The organism is Pseudarthrobacter sp. HLT1-7 (assembly GCF_059383435.1).
Genome location: NZ_JBWZCH010000008.1, coordinates 143,357 through 159,571, shown reverse-complemented (window position 1 = coordinate 159,571; position 16,215 = coordinate 143,357). Strand labels below are relative to the sequence as shown.

General features: G+C 67.8%; 15 protein-coding genes. All 15 read right to left on the bottom strand.

Features of this window, described 5'->3' with window-relative positions; translation table 11 throughout:
- Positions 1–49: 49 nt before the first annotated feature.
- The gene (locus AC50X6_RS10330; RefSeq protein WP_494966125.1) at positions 50–1,087 is read right to left on the bottom strand and encodes an RluA family pseudouridine synthase; all 1,038 of its coding nucleotides are present in this window, start codon (positions 1,085–1,087) and stop codon (positions 50–52) included.
- The gene (lspA, locus tag AC50X6_RS10325; protein ID WP_494966124.1) at positions 1,077–1,670 is read right to left on the bottom strand and encodes a signal peptidase II; all 594 of its coding nucleotides are present in this window, start codon (positions 1,668–1,670) and stop codon (positions 1,077–1,079) included. The genes AC50X6_RS10330 and lspA overlap by 11 nt, the downstream gene beginning before the upstream one ends.
- 140 nt (positions 1,671–1,810) lie before the next feature.
- Positions 1,811–2,494, bottom strand: a complete 684-nt coding sequence (locus AC50X6_RS10320; RefSeq protein ID WP_494966123.1) for a DivIVA domain-containing protein — start codon at positions 2,492–2,494, stop codon at positions 1,811–1,813.
- A 149-nt stretch (positions 2,495–2,643) separates the two neighbouring features.
- Positions 2,644–2,952: a YggT family protein gene (locus AC50X6_RS10315; RefSeq protein WP_494966122.1), complete on the bottom strand. Its 309-nt coding sequence runs from the start codon at positions 2,950–2,952 to the stop codon at positions 2,644–2,646.
- Positions 2,953–3,089: 137 nt separating this feature from the next.
- Positions 3,090–3,620 (bottom strand): cell division protein SepF, encoded by a 531-nt coding sequence (locus AC50X6_RS10310; protein ID WP_494966121.1) that lies wholly within the window; start codon positions 3,618–3,620, stop codon positions 3,090–3,092.
- An 86-nt stretch (positions 3,621–3,706) separates the two neighbouring features.
- Complete coding sequence (locus AC50X6_RS10305) at positions 3,707–4,468, bottom strand: YggS family pyridoxal phosphate-dependent enzyme (protein ID WP_494966120.1); 762 nt, start codon at positions 4,466–4,468, stop codon at positions 3,707–3,709.
- Entirely contained in the window at positions 4,461–5,207 is a 747-nt protein-coding gene (locus AC50X6_RS10300) for a purine nucleoside phosphorylase YfiH/LACC1 family protein (protein WP_494966119.1), read from the bottom strand. The genes AC50X6_RS10305 and AC50X6_RS10300 overlap by 8 nt, the downstream gene beginning before the upstream one ends.
- Before the next feature lie 111 nt (positions 5,208–5,318).
- Positions 5,319–6,548, bottom strand: a complete 1,230-nt coding sequence (gene ftsZ, locus AC50X6_RS10295) for a cell division protein FtsZ (protein WP_326968368.1) — start codon at positions 6,546–6,548, stop codon at positions 5,319–5,321.
- 286 nt (positions 6,549–6,834) lie between these two features.
- Positions 6,835–7,734 carry a cell division protein FtsQ/DivIB gene (locus AC50X6_RS10290; protein WP_494966118.1) on the bottom strand — a complete coding sequence of 300 codons (900 nt, stop codon included), beginning with the start codon at positions 7,732–7,734 and terminating at the stop codon, positions 6,835–6,837.
- Positions 7,727–9,079, bottom strand: a complete 1,353-nt coding sequence (gene murC, locus AC50X6_RS10285; protein WP_494966141.1) for a UDP-N-acetylmuramate--L-alanine ligase — start codon at positions 9,077–9,079, stop codon at positions 7,727–7,729. The genes AC50X6_RS10290 and murC overlap by 8 nt, the downstream gene beginning before the upstream one ends.
- A gap of 112 nt (positions 9,080–9,191) precedes the next feature.
- Positions 9,192–10,328 carry a UDP-N-acetylglucosamine--N-acetylmuramyl-(pentapeptide) pyrophosphoryl-undecaprenol N-acetylglucosamine transferase gene (locus AC50X6_RS10280; RefSeq protein WP_494966117.1) on the bottom strand — a complete coding sequence of 379 codons (1,137 nt, stop codon included), beginning with the start codon at positions 10,326–10,328 and terminating at the stop codon, positions 9,192–9,194.
- Positions 10,325–11,932, bottom strand: a complete 1,608-nt coding sequence (gene ftsW, locus AC50X6_RS10275; RefSeq protein ID WP_494966116.1) for a putative lipid II flippase FtsW — start codon at positions 11,930–11,932, stop codon at positions 10,325–10,327. Before ftsW ends, AC50X6_RS10280 begins: the two co-directional genes overlap by 4 nt.
- Before the next feature lie 2 nt (positions 11,933–11,934).
- On the bottom strand, positions 11,935–13,536 hold the full coding sequence (gene murD / locus AC50X6_RS10270; RefSeq protein WP_494966115.1) for a UDP-N-acetylmuramoyl-L-alanine--D-glutamate ligase: 1,602 nt from the start codon (positions 13,534–13,536) through the stop codon (positions 11,935–11,937).
- Positions 13,518–14,627 carry a phospho-N-acetylmuramoyl-pentapeptide-transferase gene (gene mraY / locus AC50X6_RS10265; RefSeq protein ID WP_494966114.1) on the bottom strand — a complete coding sequence of 370 codons (1,110 nt, stop codon included), beginning with the start codon at positions 14,625–14,627 and terminating at the stop codon, positions 13,518–13,520. Before mraY ends, murD begins: the two co-directional genes overlap by 19 nt.
- A complete protein-coding gene (locus AC50X6_RS10260) occupies positions 14,624–16,210 on the bottom strand; it encodes a UDP-N-acetylmuramoyl-tripeptide--D-alanyl-D-alanine ligase (RefSeq protein WP_494966113.1) in 1,587 nt (528 codons plus the stop codon). Before AC50X6_RS10260 ends, mraY begins: the two co-directional genes overlap by 4 nt.
- Positions 16,211–16,215: the final 5 nt, after the last annotated feature.

The window sequence follows — 16,215 nt, the reverse complement described above, 5'->3', positions numbered from 1 at the left end:
CCGGGCACGAAGTTCAGGCCCGTCCGGAAGTTCAGGCCTGTCCGGAAGTTCAGGCCTGTCCGGACTCGAGGACCTCCAGCGCGTAGCGAAGATCCGCCGGGTACTCGCTCGTGGCGGTGACCCGCTCCCCCGTCCGGGGATGGTCGAAGGACAGCTGGCGGGCGTGCAGCCACTGCCTGGTCAGTCCCAGCGTGGCCGCGAGCCGCGGGTCCGCACCGTAGGTCAGGTCGCCGGCGCAGGGGTGGCGCAGCGCGGAGAAGTGCACACGGATCTGGTGCGTGCGCCCCGTTTCCAGGTGCACCTCCACGAGCGAGGCCTTGCCGAAGGCCTCGAGGACCTCGTAGTGCGTGATCGAGTCCCGGCCGTCTTCAATCACGGCAAATCGCCAGTCGTGGCCGGGGTGGCGGCCGATGGGCGCGTCGATGGTGCCGGCCAGCGGGTCCGGGAGGCCCTGGACCACCGCGTGGTAGACCTTGTCCACGGCGCGCTCCTTGAAGGCCCGCTTGAGCGCGGTGTACGCGTCCTCGGTTTTGGCGACCACCATCACGCCTGAGGTCCCGACGTCGAGCCGGTGGACGATACCGGCGCGCTCCGGCGCGCCGGAGGTGGCGATCCGATAGCCGAGTCCCGCCAGCCCGCCGACAACCGTGGGGCCCACCCATCCCGGAGACGGGTGTGCCGCCACGCCAACCGGTTTGTCGATGACGACAAACTCGTCATCGTCCAGCAGGATCAACAGGTCCTCCACGACTTCCTCCACGATTTCCAGGGGGTCCCGGCGTTCCGGAACGACGACGTCGAGCACGGCACCGGGGGTGAGTTTGAGTGATTTCCCAACCGCTTTGCCCCTACTGCTGACATTGCCTTCGGCAATCAGCACGGCGGACTGGGAGCGGGAGATGTCCATCAGATGCGCCAGGCCGGCGTCAACCCGGGTCCGTGCGAGCTCGTCCGGAACGACAAACCGGAAGGACCGCGCGGGTCCCGCCGCAAGGTTGTCATCGGCGTCGGCATCTTCCGGCAGGAGTAAATCCGGCATCATCTTGTCAGACTGCGTTTTCTTGGGCAGTGCGTCGTCAGGCGTCATTTTTCGCCGTGTCCTTCGTAACGTGCGAGCCGTCCAGGGAGATCCCGCGCAGCGTCAGCAGGCAGATAATCACGACAGACGACACCACGGCCGAGTCCGCGATGTTGAAGATCGCAAAGTTGGGCAACTGGATGAAGTCCACCACATGGCCCATCGCGAACGACGGCGCGCGGAAGAGCCGGTCGGTGAGATTGCCGAGGGCGCCGCCCAGCAGCAGCCCCAGCGCCAGCGCCCACCAGAGCGAACCGAGCTTACGCAGCTGCAACAGGATCGCAACGGACACAGCCACCATGATGATGGTGAACACCCAGGTGACGTTCTCCCCGATGGAGAACGCGGCCCCCGAATTGCGGATGAAGTACCAGTGCAGCAGCGGGGGCAGCACGGGAATCCGCTCGCCCTCGGTCATGGTGGCCGTCACCCACAGTTTGGTCAACTGGTCGAGGGCATACGCGAACACGGCAAGGCCCGTGAAGACGGAGAGCAACAGCACCCGTCCCGGCTTGGCCCGTGTCACGGGCGCGGACCCGGCGGGCGCCGCGTCTGCGGAGGGCGTGGCGTCAGGAGATGATGCGTCAGTCATAGGGCTTTCGTTCGGGAGCCAGTGCGGGGACCGGGAGTTTGCTGCGTGGCCATGCCGGCCACGGGATGGGGCTGTTAACGCCAAAAGCCGGCGGTCGAGGAATCCTCAGCCACCGGCTTTAAGAATACTTGGCTTTTGCCCTAGCTGGCTTCGCCAACCTCAGGTGCCGCAACAGAACCGCGGGCATCGAGGTCGCGGAGCTGGCCTTCGATGTAGGCCTTCAGGCGTGAACGGTAGTCCCGTTCGAAGCCTCGGAGCTGCTCGACTTTGCGCTCCAGCACGGACCGCTGCTGCTCAAGGGCACCGAGGATCTTGCGGGATTTTTCCTGGGCATCGTTGACGAGGCTGCTGGCTTCGATCTGCGCTTCGGCGACGATCTTGTCCCGCTGCTGCTCGCCGTCGGCGACGTGCCTGTCGTGCATCTGCTGTGCCATGGACAGCAGGCCCGCAGCGGACTCGGCCGCCGGGGAGGCACCGGAGGTGCGGGCCGGAGCGGCTGCCGCGACGGGAGCCTGCTCGGCTTCCTTCTTCTTGGCAACTTCAGCAGCCTTGGCCTCGGCTTCTGCCTTGGCGCGGTCATCCTTCTCGGCCTTGACGGGTGCCTGAACCTTCTCCACGACAGGAGCCGTGGCGGTGGAGCTGGCAGGCGTGCCGGCGCCGGATTCGGCGAGCTTCTTGCGCAGCTCGTCGTTCTCCTGGTTCAGGCGTCGCAGTTCAACGACGATCTCGTCCAGGAAGTCATCAACTTCATCCTGGTCGTAGCCTTCGCGGAACTTGGTCGGCTGAAAGCGCTTGTTGACAACGTCTTCTGGCGTCAAAGCCATCTGGTCACCTCGTTGGTCTAGTTAGTCAGTAGGCCTTTCGGCCGTCAAAACTACGGTACCTAAATATGGTCTGGTTCCTCTAATTCAACACCGCAGTGTCAAACCGGAGTTTCAATCTGGTGGGGCCGCGGACCAGGTCCGCTGCCCGGCTAGGCCGCGATCGAGTTCGCAAACGTCAGGGATTTAGCGACTCCCATGGCCACAGCGACGGCCACGAAAAGCAGCAGGAATCCCAGGTCCAGCGAAATACCGCCCAGCCTCAGCGGCGGAATGAGCCGCCGGAGCAGTTTAAGCGGCTTGTCTGTGACGGAATACACAGCATGCGCGGCGACTAGCGCCGCCCCCCGCGGCCGCCAGCTCCGCGCAAACATCTGGACCCAGTCGAAGACCAGCCGGATGACGAGGGCAACAAGAAACAGCAGCAGCGCGATATAGACAAATCCGAAAACAATTCCCATGAGCTAACTCATATCTCCGTGTTCATTCCGGATACCGCAGTGTCCTGACAATGGTTACGTCTCTATTTCAGCACGGATTAGTCAGCAAGGATGCCAGACAGGTGACCCTGCCTGGCATCCTTCAGAAAAATCCCGGTCTAGCTCTGGTTGAAGAATGCCGCCTGTGTCTCGCTGATCTTCTTGTCATCGCCGATGACTTCTACGTACGACGGCGACAACAAAAAGACTTTATTGGTGACGCGTTCGATGCTGCCGCGCAGGCCAAAGACCAGACCCGCGGAGAAGTCGACGAGCCGCTTTGCGTCGGCCTCACCCATATCGGTGACATTCATGATGACGGGAATACCGTCCCGGAAGCTTTCACCGATGAGCTTGGCGTCGTTGTAGGACCGCGGGTGGATCGTGGTGATCTGCCGGAGTCCGGTGTGCTCGTCGCGGCTCGATGCCGCTCGCTTGATGGGTGTCACTGGTGCGCGGTATTCCTCTTCAGCGGCGTGGGGCTCTTCCCTTGGCGCCTCCCGGACAGGCGCCGGTGCACGGCGTTCCTCGCGGTCGTGCTCCATGGAACCGTCCTCATCCTTGTGCGATGTGTGATGCTCGGACTCGTAGTGTTCGTCGCCATCAGCGAGCCCAAGATAGATCATTGTCTTGCGCAGAGCGCCGGCCATGGTCGACTCCTAATCGTGTCCGTAGGCGGGCCACTCGTGACTTGACAGCCTTGGAATCCCCGCCGTTACCTTCCAATACGATGAACTTACCCCAACGCCGGGCGCGGACCGAGAATATCGGAGCCAATGCGAAGGTGTGTCGCCCCGAAACGGATGGCCGCTTCCAGGTCCTGGCTCATGCCCGCGGAGATACCGCTGGCCTCCGGATGGCCGGCTGTCAGCCGGGCCGAGATCCCCGCGAGCTTACCGAAGGCCGCGTCGGGATCCGCGCCCAGCGGTGCCACCGCCATAATGCCCGCCAGCCGGAGATCCTCTGAGCCGGCGAGCTCCTCGGCCAGTGCAGGGACATCGGCGGGGAGCGCGCCGCCGCGGTGGCCGTCGGCGTCGTTGTCGAGGCTGACCTGGATGAAGCACTCCAGCGGGGTCCGTCCGGTCCGTTCCCGTTCGGCCGCCATCGCCTTGGCCAGCGCGGCGGCCAGCTGGAGCCGGTCCACCGAGTGCACGGCGTGGGCGTACTTCACGACGGACTTGGCCTTGTTGCTTTGCAGCTGGCCGATGAAGTGCCAGCGCAGGCCCAAGTCGTGGAGCCCTGCTGCTTTGCCGGCGGCTTCCTGGTCCCTGTTCTCCCCGATATCGGCGATGCCCAGCGATGCCAGCCGCCGGACGTCGTCGGCGGGGTGGAACTTGGTGACGACGATCAGCTGCGGGGGGTTCTGCTGCCGCCCGGCGGCCGCCACGGCGCCGTCGACGCGGAGCCGGACGGCGGCGAGGCGCTCCCGGAGCTCGGCGAGCCGGGGATCTCTCCGGCCGCTCTCCGCCGGCCCGTTGATGGGCCCGTGCTCATTCATCGTTGTCCGTCCCGCCCTCAGCCCAGACGAGGCCGGCGAACCGTCCCGTGTGGCTGTTCCGGCGGTAGGAGAACAGGCTGTCATCTTCCAGCGTGCAGCCGCCGGTGTATTCGACCGTGACATCATCCGCCGCCAGCTGGCTGCGGACCGCGGCTGGCAGATCCAGTCCCGGTGTGCCCCGGGACGTGGTGGCCCAGGAAGCGGGGACAAGCCCGGCCACCTCCGCGCGCATCCCGGCCGGGACCTCGTAGCAGCTGCCGCAGATGGAGGGCCCGATCCAGGCGCTGACTGCCGCGGCGCCGAGCTCGCGCAGACGCGCTACGGCAGCCGGCACCACGCCGGAGGCGACGCCGGGGCGTCCGGCATGCACAACACCGAGTACGGTGCCTCCCCTGGCAGCCGAGTCTGCTCCGCCCGCCACGGTCCCCACGAGGACGATCGGGACACAATCGGCCACCATAACGGCGAGGGGTTCGCCGCGCGACACCAGTGCATCCGCAGTGGGGGCGGCTGTTCCCGTGGCGACGGCGCCGCCGCCGATTACGGCGACAGCGTTGCCGTGGATCTGGTTCATGTACTGGAAGCCCCGGATACCGAGGCCTGCGGCCTGTTCGAGCGCCGCCCGCCGCCGATGGACCTCCGACGGATCGTCGCCGACATGAAGCGCAAGGTTGCCGGCAGCGGCGTCGGTGAAAGCCACCCAGACGCCAGGCCGGACTTCAGCCCGCCATGAGAACACGCAAAACCCCAAATCGTTGCCAAACTTGGTTACGGACCTTCGAGCCTACAAGGAAGCACCATGGCACTGCCATCCGGCAGTGCCATGGTGCTTCAGGACCAGCTTCAGGATCTACTTCAGGAAGTCGGGGACATCCAGGTCATCGGAGTGGCGGCCGGACAGGTCCGGTTCCACGACAGACGGCAGGTCGGCGTCGAAGCCGGAGTCGGCGGGGACGGAAGACGGTCGCTGCTGGCCCCAGCCGCCGTAGCCGGAGGCGCCAACTGTGGCGTGCAGCGGCTGGACCCGCGGGGCGGGGGCCTGGGCGGGGGCCTGGGCCGGAGCCGCGGCCGGTGCGGCCGGACGCTGCGGCGCCGTCTGCGGCAGGGACTGGTCCATGGACGGCGAGGTGGCCTTGACGTCGTCGAAGCCGGCGGCGATGACCGTGACGCGGGCTTCGTCCCCGAGGGCGTCGTCGATGACCGCACCGAAAATGATGTTGGCCTCCGGGTGGGCGACTTCCTGGACCAGGCGGGCTGCCTCGTTGATTTCGAAGAGCCCGAGGTCGGAGCCGCCCTGGATGGACAGCAGGACGCCGTGGGCACCGTCGATCGATGCCTCGAGCAGCGGCGAGGCGATGGCCAGTTCCGCAGCCTTGACGGCACGGTCTTCGCCGCGGGCCGAGCCGATGCCCATCAGCGCCGAGCCTGCGCCCTGCATGACCGACTTGACGTCGGCAAAGTCGAGGTTGATCAGGCCCGGTGTGGTGATCAGGTCGGTGATGCCCTGGACACCGGACAGCAGGACCTGGTCGGCGGAACGGAACGCGTCAAGGACGGACACGTTGCGGTCGCTGATGGAGAGCAGACGGTCATTCGGGATGACGATCAGCGTGTCGACTTCGTCGCGGAGGGCGTCAATTCCCGCCTCGGCGGAGCCGGCGCGGCGGCGGCCTTCAAAGGTGAAGGGGCGGGTGACGACGCCGATGGTCAGAGCGCCCAGCGAGCGGGCGATGCGGGCCACGACGGGAGCGCCGCCGGTGCCGGTGCCGCCGCCTTCGCCGGCGGTGACGAAGACCATGTCAGCGCCGCGGATAACCTCCTCGATTTCCTCGGCGTGGTCCTCCGCAGCCTGCTTGCCGACTTCCGGGTTTGCGCCGGCTCCCAGCCCGCGCGTCAGTTCGCGCCCGATGTCGAGTTTGACGTCTGCATCGCTCATCAACAATGCCTGGGCATCGGTGTTGACTGCGATGAATTCGACGCCGCGAAGACCCACCTCGATCATGCGGTTGACTGCGTTCACGCCACCGCCGCCGATGCCGACGACCTTGATGACGGCCAAGTAATTCTGCGGAGCTGCCACGTTACGTGTCCCTTGTTCGTGTTCTATTGCGAAAACTGATGGAGTCGGGCTTGAAGCTATTAACCTTAACCTTCGAGTTGAAGGTTATAGTTATGTCAAGTAACTCATGCCTGTGACGCTATTTGCTATCCGGAAGACATTCAATTACCGGCTCCGCGTGTCGCGGTATTACCGGTCAAATAGCGCCGTTTTGTGCTCCGGGGGTGTTGCCGGTGGCCTCCCGTCCGGTGCGCCGTTGGCGCCCGGCCGATCCCTCCGGCTGGTTCTGCGGATAAGTGATCGGCGGCTATCGGGTGACCGGGTGGCGGGGCACGCTGACGTCGTAGACGCGGACCGGGCTTTTCGGGTCCGTCGGGGCCTTGAGGAGAGCCGCCAGAACCGTCGCCTTAAGCTCCTTCTCCCCCGCGTTGCCCCAGACGATGGTCTGGCCGTCAACGAGTTTGAGTTCGACGGCGTCCACCGACTTCGCCGAGGCATCGGAAAGCCTGGCGAGGACATCGGCCGGGAGCGCGCCGAGGACCCCGGTGATCGCCTGAAACAAGTCCTGGGGCAGGGTGCCCCCGCCCCCGTCGATGACCGGCAGCTTGACCGGATCGGCGTCCGTGGTGGTCCCCAGCTGGACCCCGTCGACGTCCACCAGCTGGAAGCCGGCACCCTGCTTCACGAGGGCCACGGGAACACGTTCCGTGATGCGGACGTGCAGGGTGGCGGGCGGGCGGGCCTGGGTGCTGACGTCCTTGACCTGGACAAGCTGCCGCAGGAGGGCGGCAACGTCCTCGTCCCCGATCTGCGGCAGTGGCTTGCCCTGGAGCGGCGCGAGGGCTGCCTGGACCTGGTCGGCGCTCAGCATCTTCGTGCCTTCCACGGTGACGCTCCGCAGCGCCAGCACCGGCGAGTAGACGGCCGCCGCCACGATTCCCGCTATCAGCACCGCGAGCACTCCGATGGTACTCAGGAGGATCCGCTTGCGGCGCCTGGCCCTGGGCTCGGGAAAGGACAGCACATTGTGCGGGGCCTTATCCGGTCCCGCCGAGCGGGCAGCGGCCGGGCTGCTGCCCGTCTCCGGCCCGGCCTTGGACGCCGAAATGACGTCGGGGCGCGCGCCGGTCTGCCGGGAGCCGGAATCGGTCCCCCGGGCGCCGGGCTTGTAGCCGGGTTTGTAGCCGGGGCGGCGGGTACTAGGCACCGTGGACCCCGCCTGCCGGTGAGTCGTCAACCGGCATGCCACTTCTGAGAGCCTCGACCACCAGCGGGCCGTAGGCCGTGACATCGCCCGCGCCGACCGTCAGGACGATGTCACCGGGGGCCGCGGCGGCCAGGACGGCCAGGACGGCTTCCCGGCCCGGTCCGACGAGCCGTCCGCCGGCGCCCAGGTGATCGGCGATGAGCCGGCTGCTGACACCCGGAATCGGGTCTTCGCGGGCGGCATAGATGTCAAGGACCAGCGCGGTGTCGGCAACGTTGAGTGCCTCGGCGAACTGGCGGGCGAATTCGCGGGTCCGGGAGAACAGGTGCGGCTGGAAGAGCACATGCACCTTATGGCCGCCGGCAACGGAACGCGCGGCGGACAGTGCTGCCCGCACCTCGGTGGGGTGATGGGCGTAGTCGTCGTAGACGCGGACGCCGCGGCCCTCGCCCTTGAACTCGAAGCGGCGCGAGGCACCGGCAAAGTGCGCCAGGGCTCCCGCCGCAGTGTCGGGGTCGACGCCGAGCTCGAGGGCGACGGCGAACGCGGCCGCGGCGTTGAGCGCGTTGTGCCGCCCGGGAACATGGAGGTCAAGGGCGAAGCGGCCGGCGGGGGTGGTGATCGCGACCTCTCCCGGGCCGCCGTCGTGCAGCGTGAGGTGCGCGTCCCCGGCGGTGCCGTAGAGGAGCACCCGGGTGTTGCCCCGCTCGAGGGTGCGCATCGCCAAGGCACGGGCGCCGTCGTCGTCTGCGCAGGCGACGAGCACGCCGTCGGCCGGAAGCAGGGCGGTGAAGCGGTCGAAGGACTCGTAGACGGCGTCCGCGGTGCCGTAGTAGTCGAGGTGGTCCGGTTCGACGTTGGTCACGACCGCGATCTGCGGCCGGTAGTTCAGGAAGGAGCCGTCGGACTCGTCGGCTTCCGCGATGAAGACCGGCGTGCTGCCGTTGGCGGCATTGACCCCCAGGGCCGGAACGTTCGCCCCGATCGCGAAGGACGGGTCCAGCCCGGCGCCCTGCAGCAGCACGGTGATCATCGCCGTCGTCGTGGACTTGCCGTGGGTGCCGGCCACGGTGACGGCCGTGTCGCCGGCCATGACCGCCGCCAGCGCCTCGGAGCGGTGCAGCACGGGAAGCCCGGCGACGCGCGCGGCGGCGAGCTCGGGGTTGTCCGGGCGGATAGCCGAGCCGGCGACCACGGTCTGGGCGTCCCCGAGGTGGGCGGGGTGGTAGCCGACGGCGATCCGGGCGCCGGCCGCGTCGAGGTCCGCCATCACGGGCAGGTCCTTGGCGTCGGAGCCGCTGACCGGTACGCCGCGCGCCACCATGATGCGGGCGACCGCGGACATGCCGACGCCACCGATGCCGATGAAGTGCACCCGGCCCAGGGATTCCTGGGTGCGGGCGGTCTTCGCGGCGGATTGCCGGGCGGACTGCTGATGTTGGGGCTGGGTCATGGCTCTACCGCTTCCTGCCGTGCTGTTTCGAAGGCGCCGCACTGGCTGCCGCTTCAAGCACGAGTCCTGCCATCCGCCGGTCCGCGTCCCCGATGCCGAGGTGTGCGGAACTGGCCGCCATCCGGGTGAGCCTGTTGGGGTCCTGCAGCAGCGGGATGATGTGGTCGCGGAGCCAGCCGGGGGTGAACTCACCGTCCTCGACGATCAGGGCTCCGCCGGCCCCGACCAGGCCGGCGGCATTGAGCGCTTGTTCGCCGTTGCCGACGGGCAGCGGAACGAAGACGGCGGGCAGACCGACGGCGGAGACCTCGCAGACAGTAGCGGCGCCGGACCGGGCCAGCAGCAGGTCCGCGGCTGCGTAGACCGTTTCCATGGCGTCCACGTATTCCACTTGGCGGTAGCCCGGGGCGGCGAGCGGGTTCCCGTCGGCGTCGTGCACGGCTTTTCCGCGTCCGGTGATGTGCAGAGTCTGGATGCCGGCCTCGGCTAGGGCGCCGAGGGAGGCTGCGATGGTGCGGTTGATGCTCTGGGCCCCCGACGAGCCGCCGGTGACAATCAGGGCAGGTTGCCCCGGATCCAGGCCGAGCGAGGTGCGGGCCCCTGCCCGGGCCCTGGCACGGTCCAGACCGGAGATCTCCGGGCGCATCGGCATACCGATGTGCACGGCCCCGGCCAGCCCGGTGCCGGTGAAGGCCACGGCAACCTTTCCGCCCAGCCGCGCGCCCACCCGGTTCGCCAGACCGGGCCTGGTGTTGGCCTCGTGGATGATGATCGGGATCTTCCGGCGCCGGGCGGCGAGGTACATCGGGGTGCACACATAGCCGCCCACGCCGACCAGGACGTCGGCCCTGGCCTCGTCCAGGATGGCCCCTGCCTGCTTCACGGCACCGGCCAGCCGGCCGGGAAGCCGGAGCAGGTCCAGCGAGGGTTTGCGCGGAAAGGGAACGCGGCTGATCGTCGCGAGATCCAGCCCGGCGGCCGGCACCAGCCGGGTTTCCATGCCGGCCGGTGTTCCCACGGCGAGGAGCCTGGCTCCGGGGCGGGCCTCCCGGAGTGCGCCGGCGATGGCCAGGAGCGGGCTGATGTGCCCGGCTGTTCCCCCGCCGGCAAGGACGACGGACAAGGACGGCTCGGAGTTCATGAAGGCCTATTACGCTTTCGTGCAGGGTTTCTCGGGACGGTGGGCTTCGTGGCAGTGGCCCCGGAGCCGGTGGGCTTCGGGACGGTGGGCTTCGTGGCAGTGGCCCCGGAGCCGGTGGGCTTCGGGACGGTGGGCTTCGGGACGGTGGGCTTCGTGGCGGTGGGTTTCGTGGCGGTGGGCCTCGTGGCGGTGGGCTTCGGCGGGGAACGCCGGGGCGCTGCGCCCTGCTTCCCGAAAGTCTCCCGGAGCGTCTTGGCCAGCCCTGCCGGACCAAACCTGAGTATCCGCCTGGGCTGGAGGCCGGGTGCCATCTGTGCCCGGGCCAATGACAAGACTACGCCGATTGCGCACAGCGACATGAGCAGCGCCGAGCCGCCGTAGGAGATGAAGGGCAGCGGGACCCCCACCACGGGCGCAAGGCCGGTGACAACGGCCATGTTCACGGTCGCCTGGCCCAGCAGCCAGACCATGATGGTTCCGGCGAGGACACGGTGGAACAGGTCCTTCTGGGCTACGACGACCCGGTAGATGGCCGTGCCGAGGATGCCGAACAGGACCAGCACCACGAGCGTGCCCACCAGGCCAAGTTCCTCGCCGATGATAGCGAAGATGAAGTCGTTGTGCGCCTCCGGAATCCAGCTGTATTTCTGCCGGCTCTGGCCGAGGCCAACGCCGAACCAGCCGCCCGAGGCCAGGCCATAGAGGCCGTTGGTGGACTGGTAGTTTACGTCGGAGCCATCCGCGCAGGTCTGGCCGGTCCAGGACAGGATGCGGCACACGCGGTTGGGGCTGGTGATGGCAAGGACCGCGGTGGCCGCACCGAGCGCGATCCCGGCTATTCCGAACACGTAGAGCCGGACCCCCGCGAAGAACAGCGCCGCGGCGGTGATCATCATGACGATCATGGCCGTCCCGAGGTCGTTGCCGGCAAGGATGAGGCCGATCACCAGCACGGCGACCGGCGCGACGGGGATCAACGCGTGCTTCGACTGCCGCAGGAGCCTGGCTTTGGTGCCGAGCACCGTGGCCATCCACAGGGCGAGGGCCAGCTTTGCGGCCTCGGAGGGCTGGAACGTGAAAGGCCCGACATCGATCCAGTTCTGGTTACCCAGCGCGCTGCGCCCAATCAGGAGCACCAGCACGAGCAGGACGAGGGCGAGGGCGATGGCCAGCCAGGCGAAGCGCTTGAGCCACACGACGTTGACGCGGGACAGCAGGAACATGCCGAAGACACCGATGGCGGCGAAAAAGCCCTGCTTGAGCGCAGCCGTGTAAGGCGATTCCCCCGCAGCGATGGCTTCGACGCTGGATGCTGAGAGCACCATCAGGATCCCGATGGCGGTCAGGGCGAGGGTTGAGCCGAGGATCAGATAGTAGGTGGAACCGTTGCGGGACTTCCCTGTACCTTCCAGGGCAGACCAGAAGCCCCCGTACCAGGCGCGGGCCCGAAGGCCGGCGGACCGCAGGGTTCCGGGCGCCGCCGTCGTCCCCGGAACGGAAGATCCGGACGCTGCGGCGCCGGGCGCTGTCTTTCCGGCTGGGCCAGCCGGCGTTCGTGCGGCGGCCGGTTTGGCCGCCGGGGTGCGTGTGGGCGTGCTGACCATTGTTACTCCTCGCTGGTCTGAGCCTGCCCCTTCACGAGCTCGCGGACCGCTTCAATGAAGGCGTCGCCGCGGTGAGCGTAGGAAGAGAACTGGTCCATGGATGCGGCCGCCGGGGCCAGGAGCACAGTGTCCCCGGAGGCGGCCAGTTGCGCCGCCGACGCAACGGCCTGGGCCATCACAGTCTCGCTGAAAATCGGCGAAGGGCCTGCTTCGGCTAGAGCCGTTCCGGCAGTCTGCACGTCTTCAGTTTCGCCCTTCGCCGCACCGATCACGGGGACATCCGGTGCGTGTCGTTGCAGTGCGGACAGGAGTGCGGTGGAGTCCGCTCCGATCAGTACAACAGCCTTGAGCCGGTGGGCGTGCTCCCGGACCAGGGCCTCGTAGTTGACGCCCTTGGAGAGCCCGCCGGCGATCCACACAACCTTCTCGAACGCGGACAGCGAAGCGGCGGCGGCGTGCGGGTTGGTGGCCTTGGAGTCGTTGATCCAGACCACACCGTTCTGGCGCGCCACCAGCTGGATGCGGTGGTCCCCCGGCAGGTAGTTCAGCAGTCCCCGGCGGACGGCGGACGGCTCCACGCCGTAGGCCCGGACCAGGGCTGCCGCGGCCAGGGCGTTGGCCACCATATGGCGCGGGGCCACGGCACCCAGATCCGCGACCGCGGCGAGTTCGGCGGCACTGTCCTTGCGTTCGGCAACGAAGGCGCGGTCCACCAGCAAACCCTCGACGACGCCGAGCATGCTCACAGCCGGGGTGACCGTGGTAAAGCCCACGGCCCGGCAGCCTTCGACGACGTCGGCGTCCTCCACCATACGTTCGGTTTCGATCTGCTCGGCGTTGTAGATGCACGCCTTCTGGGTGTTTTCGTAGACCTTGGCCTTGTCGGCCAGGTAGGAGGCGTAGGAGCCGTGCCAGTCCACGTGGTCTTCGGCGACGTTGAGGCATACGCTGGCCAGCGGCGAGACGGAATGGCTCCAGTGCAGCTGGAAGCTTGAGAGCTCCACGGCGAAGACGTCGTAGTCCACCGGGTCGCGGAGGGCGTCCAGGATGGGCGTGCCGACGTTCCCGACGGCGATCGCCTTGAGCCCTGCGGCCTGCAGCATGGATTCGGTCAGTCCCACCGTCGTGGTCTTGCCGTTAGTGCCGGTGATGGTGAGCCAGTCGGCGGTCTTGCGGCCCTTGCGTTCGCGGACCCGCCAGGCGAGTTCGACGTCGCCCCAGACCGGGATGTGGGCCCTCGCCGCGGCGGCGAGGAGCGACTGGTCCGGACGCCAGCCCGGTGAGGTGACAATCAGTTCCGCTTTCCCGCCGTCGATCGTCGGGATGGTCTCCACGGCGTCACCGCCCAGCAGCACCTCCGCTGCACCGACGATCCGGAGGGTGTCCGCCTGGGCCTGCGCCCTGGGGCCGGTCGCGGCATCCACCACAACCACCCGGGCGCCGAGTTCGATCAGGGTGTCCGCGGCGGCGAAGCCGGAGACGCCGATGCCGGCGACGACGACGCGCAGCCCGGCCCAGTCGGAATCCCAGCTGACCAGATCCTTGAGCCGCGGGGAGACCGTCAGCGGCGCGGGAATCGGTCCGGTCACAGCAGGACCACCCATTCGGCGTAGAAGATGCCCAGGCCCGCGGCGACGAACAGTCCGCACAGGATCCAGAACCGGACCACGACGGTGACTTCGGCCCAGCCCTTGAGTTCAAAGTGGTGCTGGAGCGGGGCCATCTTGAAGAAGCGTTTACCTTTGGTGATCTTGAAATAGCCCACCTGGATGATCACCGAGAGGGTGATCAGCACGAAGAGGCCGCCGATGAAGGCAAGCAGCAGTTCGGTGCGGGACAGGATGGCGAAGCCGGCGACGGCGCCGCCAATCGCCAGCGATCCCGTGTCGCCCATGAAGATCTTCGCCGGCGAGGTGTTCCACCAGAGGAAGCCGACAAGTGCGGCGCTGAGGATCGCGGCCAGCAGGGCCAGGTCCAGCGGATCGCGGACGGAGTAGCAGCCGCTGCCGGCCTGCCGCGGGGAGCCGCAGGCCTGGTTGCTCTGCCAGATGCCCATCAGGGTGTAGGCGCCGAACACCATGATGGAGGCGCCGGCGGCAAGGCCGTCCAGGCCGTCCGTGAGGTTCACACCGTTGGTGGCCGCGGTGACAATCAGGTTCGACCAGAGCACGAAGAGGATGGCGCCGAGCACGGTGCCGCCGAAGGCCAGGTTGAGCCACGGGATGTCGCGGACCAGCGAAATCTGCAGTGACGCAGGCGTCAGGCCGTTCTCATCTGGGAACTGCAGGGCCAGGACCGCGAAGATGATGCCCACGGCGGCCTGCAGGATGAGTTTCGCCTTGGCGTTCAGGCCGAGGCTGCGCTGTTTGGAAATTTTGATGAAGTCGTCCAGGAACCCGACGAGCCCCATGCCGACCATCAAAAAGAGCAGCAGCAGGGCCGACGCAGACGGGCCCGGCGAGAACGGGTTGATCATCCACATAACGAGGTGGGTGATGCCGTAGCTGGCGAGCACGGACACCACCACGACGGTGCCGCCCATGGTGGGGGTGCCGCGCTTGGTGTGGTGCGAGGTGGGGCCGTCGTCCCGGATGAATTGCCCGTAGCTCTTCCGGACCAGGAGGCGGATAAAGAGCGGGGTGCCCAGGAAGGAAACCAACAAGGCCAGTCCAGCGCCCATCAGCAGTGCAATCACAGCAGCGCACTCCCTTCAGTGGCGGTCTCGGCAGGTTGTTCGGCAGATTGTTCGGCTTGTTCGGCGGGTTTTCCGGCTGGGGCCCCGGCGGCTTGTGGAGGTAATGCTATCCGATCGCCCAGATGACGCAGCCCGATGCTGTTGGAGGACTTGAACAGGACCAGATCGCCCGGCTCGAGCTCGGCCTGCAACAGTTCGTAGGCTTCCTCAGCCGTCTCGGCGAAGACGCATTCGTCACCCCAGGATCCTTCGTTGACGGCCGAGACGTAGAGGGACCGTGCCTCGCGTCCGACGACCACCAGGCGGGTGATGTTCAGCCTGACCACCTGGGTGCCCACGGCCATGTGTTCTCGGATCGAGTCCGGACCCAGCTCGAGCATGGCACCGAGCACGGCCCAGGTCCGGCGGCCGCGGCCGAGATCGGCCAGAGTCCGCAGCGCGGCGCGCATGGACTCCGGATTCGCGTTGTACGCGTCGTTGATGACGGTCACGCCGTCGGCTCGCTCGGTGCGTTCCATCCGCCAGCGGCTGGCTGCCGTCTGGGCGCTGAGCGAGGCGGCGATCCGGTCCGCAGGGACCCCGGCGGCGTGGGCCGCTGCCGCCGCTGCCAGCAGGTTGGAGATATGGTGGGCGCCGATCAGCCTGGCTGCGACGTGCAACGGCGCCGCCCCGGGTGCGGCGCTGCCACCGGCCCCGGGTGCACCGGGCAGGAAGAGTTCAAATTCGGGGCTGCCCGCGGCGTTCAGTTCGACGCCTTCGGCCCGGACACACTCTCCACCGGCTGCGCCAGGCAGACCGGTGCGGTCCGGCCGGGCTGAATAGCCCAGCACGGTGGCCCGGGTGCGGACCGCCATGGCTGCGACGCGGGCATCGTCTAAGTTGAGCACGGCGGTCCCGCCGAAGGGGAGGGCTTCGACGAGCTCGCCCTTGGCGACGGCGATGTTCTCGACCCCGCCGAATTCGCCGGCATGGGCCGTGCCGACACAGAGCACGACGCCGATATCGGGCCGGACCATGTCGGCGAGGAAGCGGATGTGGCCGATGCCGGTGGCGCCCATCTCGATCACGAGGTAGCGGGTGCCGTAGCCGGCCGTGAAGACGGTCAGCGGTACTCCGACTTCGCCGTTGTATGACCCCTGCGGGGCCACTGTCTCGCCTTCAGCGGCGAGGATCCCGGCCAGCAGGTCCTTGGTGGTGGTCTTCCCGGCGGACCCGGTGATCCCGATCACGGTCAGCGGCACGCCCTCGGCGGCGCGGCGGGCGCGGATCCGGCGGACGGCTTCGGCGGCGAGGGCGCCCATGGCGAGGACGGAGTCCTGGACCACAACGGCGGGATAGTTCCGCCCGGCGTCGTCCGCAGTGTCAGCTACGTCTCGCTCCACAAGCGCCAGCACGGCGCCACGCCCAAAGGCGGCGCCCACGAAGTCGTGACCGTCGGCCGTCTCCCCGGGCTTGGCCACGTAGAGGGAACCCGCTGTGGCTTCGCGGGAGTCGGTCACCACGGAGCCGGGGGTGATCCCCGGCTCCGCGGCCAGCCGTCCGTTGGTTATGTGGGCGATTTCCGCCGCTGTAAATGCAATCATCTCGG